Source organism: Magnetospirillum moscoviense (assembly GCF_001650635.1).
Classification (GTDB): domain Bacteria; phylum Pseudomonadota; class Alphaproteobacteria; order Rhodospirillales; family Magnetospirillaceae; genus Magnetospirillum; species Magnetospirillum moscoviense.
This window is the reverse complement of sequence record NZ_LWQU01000017.1, coordinates 1-6,593: the sequence shown is the minus strand read 5'-3', so window position 1 is coordinate 6,593 and position 6,593 is coordinate 1. Positions and strand designations below refer to the sequence as shown.

General features: G+C 67.2%; 6 protein-coding genes. 4 read left to right on the top strand and 2 right to left on the bottom strand.

The window, feature by feature from the left end:
• Nucleotides 1–172: 172 nt before the first annotated feature.
• Nucleotides 173–1,708, bottom strand: a complete 1,536-nt coding sequence (gene ubiB, locus A6A05_RS01045; protein WP_068496611.1) for a 2-polyprenylphenol 6-hydroxylase — start codon at nucleotides 1,706–1,708, stop codon at nucleotides 173–175.
• Nucleotides 1,709–2,470, bottom strand: a complete 762-nt coding sequence (gene ubiE / locus A6A05_RS01040; protein ID WP_068496609.1) for a bifunctional demethylmenaquinone methyltransferase/2-methoxy-6-polyprenyl-1,4-benzoquinol methylase UbiE — start codon at nucleotides 2,468–2,470, stop codon at nucleotides 1,709–1,711.
• Nucleotides 2,471–2,612: 142 nt separating this feature from the next.
• Between ubiE and A6A05_RS01035 the strand changes: the two genes are divergently transcribed.
• From A6A05_RS01035 to ftsY, 4 genes are read left to right on the top strand one after another with little or no spacing between them, the layout of a single operon-like run.
• Entirely contained in the window at nucleotides 2,613–3,326 is a 714-nt protein-coding gene (locus A6A05_RS01035) for a helix-turn-helix transcriptional regulator (RefSeq protein WP_068496607.1), read from the top strand.
• A 40-nt stretch (nucleotides 3,327–3,366) separates the two neighbouring features.
• Nucleotides 3,367–4,206 (top strand): diaminopimelate epimerase, encoded by an 840-nt coding sequence (gene dapF / locus A6A05_RS01030; RefSeq protein WP_068496604.1) that lies wholly within the window; start codon nucleotides 3,367–3,369, stop codon nucleotides 4,204–4,206.
• Nucleotides 4,203–5,462, top strand: a complete 1,260-nt coding sequence (mtaB, locus tag A6A05_RS01025) for a tRNA (N(6)-L-threonylcarbamoyladenosine(37)-C(2))-methylthiotransferase MtaB (protein WP_068496602.1) — start codon at nucleotides 4,203–4,205, stop codon at nucleotides 5,460–5,462. Before dapF ends, mtaB begins: the two co-directional genes overlap by 4 nt.
• Entirely contained in the window at nucleotides 5,459–6,442 is a 984-nt protein-coding gene (gene ftsY, locus A6A05_RS01020; protein WP_068496600.1) for a signal recognition particle-docking protein FtsY, read from the top strand. The genes mtaB and ftsY overlap by 4 nt, the downstream gene beginning before the upstream one ends.
• Nucleotides 6,443–6,593 lie beyond the last annotated feature (151 nt).

Here is a 6,593-nt window from a genome sequence, read left to right as displayed (position 1 = left end):
ATCTGTTCCTGCCCACCGAATGCGCCAACTACTTCAGATCGTGCGGATATGAGCCAGATTGATGGAAATCCGCTCTAGACCGGACAGCAGTGGGTCACGCCCGGCCATGACGACAGGGGGCAATGGTTGGCGGGCCCGATTTTTATCGGACAGACGTGGGGCGGCGGGGGCGTTATTTCAGGACCAGCAGCGCCGCCAGCACGGCGGCCAGCACCCACGGCAGCCAGCCCGGCGCGCCACGGCGCCGGCCGCCTTCGCCGCGCATGGCGCTCATGGTGTCGGGGTGCAGTTTCAGGCCGCCATTCAGCATGGCGGTATAGGCCTTCTCGGTCTCGGCCAGCATGCGCGGCAGGCGTTCCAGCGCATGGACGGCGCCGACCACGGTTTCCTTGACCCGGGCCTGCGGCCCCAGATTGTCGATCATCCATGACTCGATCAGCGGCCGGGCCATTTCCCACATGTTGACCGACGAATCGAGCCGGCGCCCGACCCCTTCGGCCACCAGCATCGACTTTTGCAGCATCAGCAATTGCGGCTGGGTCTGCATGGCGAATTGTTCGGTGATCTGGAACAACTGGCCCAGCAGGCGGGCGATGGAAATCTCGTGCATCGGCTTGCCCATGATCGGCTCGGCGATCGAGCGGCAGGCCTGGGTGAAGGTATCGACATTCTTGTCGGCCGGCACGAAGCCGGCCTCGAAATGGATCTCGGCGACGCGGCGGTAATTGCCGTTCAGGAAGCCCAGCAGCATCTCGCCCAGGAAGCGGCGCGTGCGCTGATCGACCCGGCCCATGATGCCGAAATCCACCGCCACCAGATTGCCGTCACGATCGACGAACAGGTTGCCCGGATGCATGTCGGCGTGAAAGAAGCCGTCGCGGAACACCATGTTGAAGAAGGATTCGGCGGCCTTCTTCAGGACCTCGTCCAGATTGATGCCGGCCGCCGCGATCTGCTCGCGCTCGTCCACCGGGATGCCATAGACCCGTTCCAGGGTCAGCACCCGCTTGCCGGTGCGGGTCCAGTCGACCTCGGGCACCTGGAAGGTGTCGTCGCCTTGGAAGTTCTCGGACAATTCGGCGGCGGCGGCGGCCTCGAAACGCAGGTCCATTTCCAGGACCACCGATTCCTCGAAGGTCTCGACGCTTTCGACCATGCGCAGGCGGCGCAGGCGCGGCTGGGTCAGCTCGACCCACTCGGCCAGCCAGCGCAGCAGGTCGATGTCCTTCTTGAAGGCCTGGTCGATGCCCGGGCGCAGAACTTTGACCGCGACGTCGTGGCCGTCCTTGGTGACGGCGAAATGGACCTGGGCGATCGAGGCGGCGGCGACGGGGGTGTCGTCGAAATGCGAGAACGCCTCTTCCACCGGCATCGCCAATTCCTCGGCGATGATGGCGCGGGCTTCGTGGGACGGGAACGGCGCCAGGCGGTCCTGCAGATCCGACAGGTCGGCGGCCATTTCCTCGCCCAGCAGGTCGGCGCGCGTCGACAGCGCCTGGCCCAGCTTGATGAAGGTCGGCCCCAGCTCGGTCAGGGCGGCGGCCAGGCGCTGGCCGGGGCGGCCGTCATGGATCGGCGGCTGGCCCAGCCGCAGCAGGCGGGCGGCGAGGGTGGCGATGGGCAGATCGACCACGTCCAGCGCGTCGTGGCGGGCCAGCACCCGGGCGATGGTCCACAGACGGGACAGGTTGCGGGCGGCGCGGATCATCTAAAGACGCCAGCCGGAATGGATGGCGGCGATGCCGCCCGACAGGTTGCGGACCGAGACATGCTCGAAGCCGGCGGCCCTGACCATCTCGGCCATTTCCGCCTGGGGCGGGAACTTGCGGATGCTTTCCACCAGATACTGATAGGCCTCGCGGTTGCCGGTGACCATGGCCCCGACCTTGGGCAGCACATTGAAGGAATAAAGGTCATAGGCTTCGCGCAGGCCCGGCACCACCACGGTCGAGAATTCCAGGCACATGAACCGCCCGCCGGGCTTGAGCACACGGTAAGCCTCGCGGATGGCCTGGTCCCAGTGGGTGACGTTCCTTAAGCAGAAGGCGATGGTGTAGCGATCGACCGAGCCATCGGCGACCGGCAGGTGTTCGGCGTCGCCGCACACCCAGGCCAGGGCGCTGGTGACGTTCTTGTCCACGGCGCGGTCGCGGCCGACCGCCAGCATCTCGCGGTTGATGTCGCAGACGATGGCCGGGCCGCCGCCGCGCTTCTTCCAGCCGAACGCGATGTCGCCGGTGCCGCCGCCGACATCCAGCAGGGTCTGGCCTGCTTGCGGTCGCAGCCAATCCAGGAAGGTCGACTTCCACAATCTGTGGATGCCGGCGCTCATCAGATCGTTCATCAGGTCGTACTTACCTGCGACTGAATCGAAGACTTCGCGCACCAGCGAGGACTTTTCGTCCTCACGCACGGTCTGGAAGCCGAAATGGGTGGTGGCGGGCCCTTGGCCCTGCGGCTCGCTGCTCATGGGCCGGCACCTTAACCGAAAGCGTTTTTCCAGGCGAGCGCTTCGTGACGCCCACGCATCACGCGCACCTGACGTGATGCCTGCGCGCTTGAAATGCTACCTAGGGGTGCTATATTCATCGTCGGGGGGAAGGGGAATTGCCATGGACCAAGCCGTCCTGCACTTCATTGAAGCCGCCGCCCGGGCCAGCGGCGTTGCGCAGTTGAATGAATCGTTTCTGCACACCATGCGGGGCTACGGCATCGGCCTGTTCGCGGCGGCGGTCCTGGACCCGCTGCGCCTGCGGCCGGAACATTTCCTGGCCTCGAACTATCCGTCCCATTGGATCGAGCATTACACCGACCGCGGCTACGACAAGGTCGATCCGGTGGTCTTGCGCAGCCTCAGCGCCGACCAGGCCTTCGTCTGGACCGAGCCGCAGGCGCCGCGCCCGGCCCGGCAATTGTTCGACGAAGCGGCCGAGGCCGGCATCGTCTCGGGATTCGCGGTGCCGATCACCCTTCGGAACGGCCGCCATTCGGTGGTGTCGGTGACCTCGGACCTGGGGGGCTCGGAATTCGAGCGCCTGATGAAATCGGCCGGCCGCGCGGTGCAGACCGCCATCTATTGCTATCACGACACCCTGTGTGACCTGGCCGGCATCGGCGGCCACCGTCCGTCGCCGATCCCCAAGCTCGAGGCCGAGGTGCTGCGCTGGCTGGCCGCCGGCAAAAGCACCCAGGCCATCGGCGAGATACTGTGCATGCCGGAATGCGCGGTCGAACGCCATGTGGTCAACGCGCTCGAGCGGCTGAACCTGACCAGCCGCGACCATCTGGCCGCCGAGGCCTGGCGCCGGGGCTACCTCAGCGCCTGACGCTGGACTCTTTGGGGGCTGGCCCCATATAACCCGGACCATGAACACCACCGGACAACCCTTCATCAAGATGCACGGATTGGGGAACGACTTCGTCATCCTCGATTCCCGCACCCACGCTTTGGCCTTGACGCCCGACCGGGTCCGCGCCGTGGCCGACCGCCATACCGGCATCGGCTGCGACCAGTTGATCGTGATCGAGCCGGCCCGCAATGCGGTGTCCGACGCCTGGATGACCATCTACAATCCGGACGGCTCGCAATCGGGCGCCTGCGGCAACGCCACCCGCTGCGTCGCCTGGCTGCTGATGCAGGAATCCGGGGCCGACAAGGTGGTGATCGAGACGGTGGCCGGCCTGCTGGACGCCGAACGGCGCGGGCCGCTGCTGGTGGCGGTCGATATGGGACCGGCCCGGCTGGATTGGCGCGACATTCCGCTGGCCCAAGCGGTCGATACCTTGCACCTGCCGATCTCGACCGGCGCGCTGGTCGATCCGGTGGGGGTGTCGATGGGCAACCCGCACGCGGTGTTCTTCGTGGATGATGTCGAGGCGCTGGACCTGGCGGCGCTGGGGCCGGTGCTGGAACACCATGCCCTGTTCCCCGAGCGCGCCAATATCGAGATCGCCCAGGTTCTGGCCCCCGGGCGCATCCGCATGCGGGTGTGGGAACGCGGCGCCGGCATCACGAGAGCCTGCGGCTCGGGCGCCTGCGCGGTGGCGGTGGCGGCGGCGCGGCGCGGCCTGATGGGCCGCGCGGCCGAAGTGGTGCTGGATGGCGGCACCCTTGCGATCGAATGGCTGGCCGACAACCATGTGCTGATGACCGGTCCGGTGGCGACCAGCTTCGCCGGCCGGCTCGATTCCTCGCTTCTGCCATGAGCGAGGCCCGGATCGTCACCTTCGGGTGCCGTCTGAACGCCTACGAATCCGAGGTGATGCGCGAGCATGCCCGCGCCGCCGAATCGGGCATCGAGACCATCATCGTCAACACCTGCGCGGTGACCGCCGAGGCCGAGCGCCAGGCCCGCCAGACCATCAGGAAGCTTCGGCGCGACAATCCGACGGCGCGCATCGTGGTGACCGGCTGCGCCGCCCAGGTCCACCCCGAGCGCTTCGCCGAGATGGCGGAAATCGATCAGGTGCTGGGCAATGCCGAAAAGATGCAGCCGGCCATCTTCGCCGCACCGCCCGAAGACCGCATCGTGGTCACCGACATCTTCCAGGTGCGCGAAACCGCCGAGCATCTGGTCTCGAGTTTCGAGGGCCGCGCCCGGGCCTTCGTCGAGGTCCAGCAGGGCTGCGACCATCGCTGTACCTTCTGCATCATCCCGTTCGGGCGCGGCAACAACCGCTCGGTGCCGCTGGGCCGGGTGGTCGAGCAGGTGCGCGGCTTAGTGGACAGCGGCATCCGCGAGGTGGTGCTGACCGGGGTCGATGTCACCGCCTATGGCTCGGACCTGCCGGGCACTCCCGGCCTGGGCCAATTGGTGCGCCGGCTGCTGGCCCAGGTGCCGGAACTGCCGCGCCTTCGGCTGTCCTCCCTGGACCCGGTCGAGGTCGACGCCGACCTGCTGCGCGCGGTGGCGGAAGAAGACCGCCTGCTGCCGCATTTCCATCTGTCGGTCCAGGCCGGCGACGATTTGATCCTGAAGCGCATGAAGCGCCGCCATGCCCGCGCCGATGTCGTCGCTCTGGCCGCCCGCCTGCGCAGCTTGCGTGGCGACGTCGCCCTGGGGGCCGACATCATCGCCGGCTTCCCCACCGAGGACGAGGCGATGTTCACCAACTCGCTGGAACTGGTGGACGAAGCCGGGCTGACCCACCTGCACGTCTTCCCGTTCTCGTCGCGGCCGGGCACGCCGGCGGCGCGCATGCCCAAGGTCCCCGGCGACGTGGTCAAGGAGCGTGCCGCCCGGCTGCGCGCCAAGGGCGAGGCGGCGATGGAGGCGTTCGTCGCCACCCGGATGGGCCGCGAGGTGTCGGTGCTGGTGGAACAGGACGGCCAGGGTTTTTGCGAGCATTATCTGCCGGTGCGCTTGAAGGCGCCGGCCGCCGAGGGCACCATCGTCCGCGCCCGGGTGACCGGCCAAGACGGCACGAGGTTGTTGGCGCAAGCTTCAGGGGACCAGGAATGAGCATCTTCGGGATTTTCGGCAAGAAGGATAAGGCCCAACCCGAGGTCGAAGCCGAGCCCCCGCCGGAAGGCTGGCTGGGGCGCCTGAAATGCGGCCTGGCCAAGTCGTCGTCGCGCCTGACCCAGGGCATCGGCGACCTGTTCACCAAGCGCAAGCTGGACGACGAGGCGCTGGAAGACCTGCAGGACCTGCTGATCACCGCCGATCTGGGCGTCGCCGCCGCCGGGCGCATCACCGCCCGGCTGGCCAAAAGCCGGTTCGGCGAAGATATCGGCCCCGACGAGGTCAAGGCGGCGCTGGCCGAGGAAATCACCGCCATCTTAGAGCCGGTGGCCAAGCCGCTGGAGCCGGATTTTTCCAGGCGTCCCCATGTGGTGCTGGTGGTCGGCGTCAACGGTTCGGGCAAGACCACCACCATCGGCAAGATGGCCAAGTCGTTCGCCGACCAGGGCCGGGCGGTCATGCTGGCGGCCGGCGACACCTTCCGCGCCGCCGCGGTCGAGCAATTGAAGGTGTGGGGCGACCGCACCGGCTGCCCGGTCATCGCGCGCGACACCGGGGCCGATTCCGCCGCCCTGGCCTTCGACGCCCTGAAGGAGGCCCAGGCGCAAGGCGCCGACCTGTTGTTCATCGACACCGCCGGGCGGCTGCAGAACAAGGCCGACCTGATGGAGGAACTGGCCAAAGTGGTGCGCGTCATCAAGAAGGTGGACGAGACTGCGCCGCACGACGTGCTGCTGGTGCTGGACGCCACCGTCGGCCAGAACGCCCATTCCCAGGTCGAGGTGTTCAAGGACATGGTCGCCGTGTCGGGCCTGGTGCTGACCAAGCTGGACGGCACGGCGCGGGGCGGCGTGCTGGTGGCGCTGGCCGAGAAATTCTCGCTGCCGGTCCACGCCATCGGCATCGGCGAGAAGGCCGAGGATCTGCGCGCCTTCCAGGCTGGGTCCTTCGCCCGCTCGCTGGTCGGACTGGATTAGCCCGTCTTATTCACCGGGACACGGAGTTTTGCTGGCGGATGTAGCGTAACGTCCTGATGCGGCGTAAGATTTTGGTGTTCAAACATCATCTTCGCCAAGGCTGAAAGCGCCACACCCGCCATGACTGACGATAGCCTGCTGCCGTTCTCGT

Excerpts from the sequence above, each read along its gene's own strand:
- ubiB (WP_068496611.1), bottom strand. The coding sequence starts at position 1,708 with ATGATCCGCGCCGCCCGCAACCTGTCCCGTCTGTGGACCATCGCCCGG.
- ubiE (WP_068496609.1), bottom strand. The coding sequence starts at position 2,470 with ATGAGCAGCGAGCCGCAGGGCCAAGGGCCCGCCACCACCCATTTCGGC.
- A6A05_RS01035 (WP_068496607.1), top strand. The coding sequence starts at position 2,613 with ATGGACCAAGCCGTCCTGCACTTCATTGAAGCCGCCGCCCGGGCCAGC.
- dapF (WP_068496604.1), top strand. The coding sequence starts at position 3,367 with ATGAACACCACCGGACAACCCTTCATCAAGATGCACGGATTGGGGAAC.
- mtaB (WP_068496602.1), top strand. The coding sequence starts at position 4,203 with ATGAGCGAGGCCCGGATCGTCACCTTCGGGTGCCGTCTGAACGCCTAC.
- ftsY (WP_068496600.1), top strand. The coding sequence starts at position 5,459 with ATGAGCATCTTCGGGATTTTCGGCAAGAAGGATAAGGCCCAACCCGAG.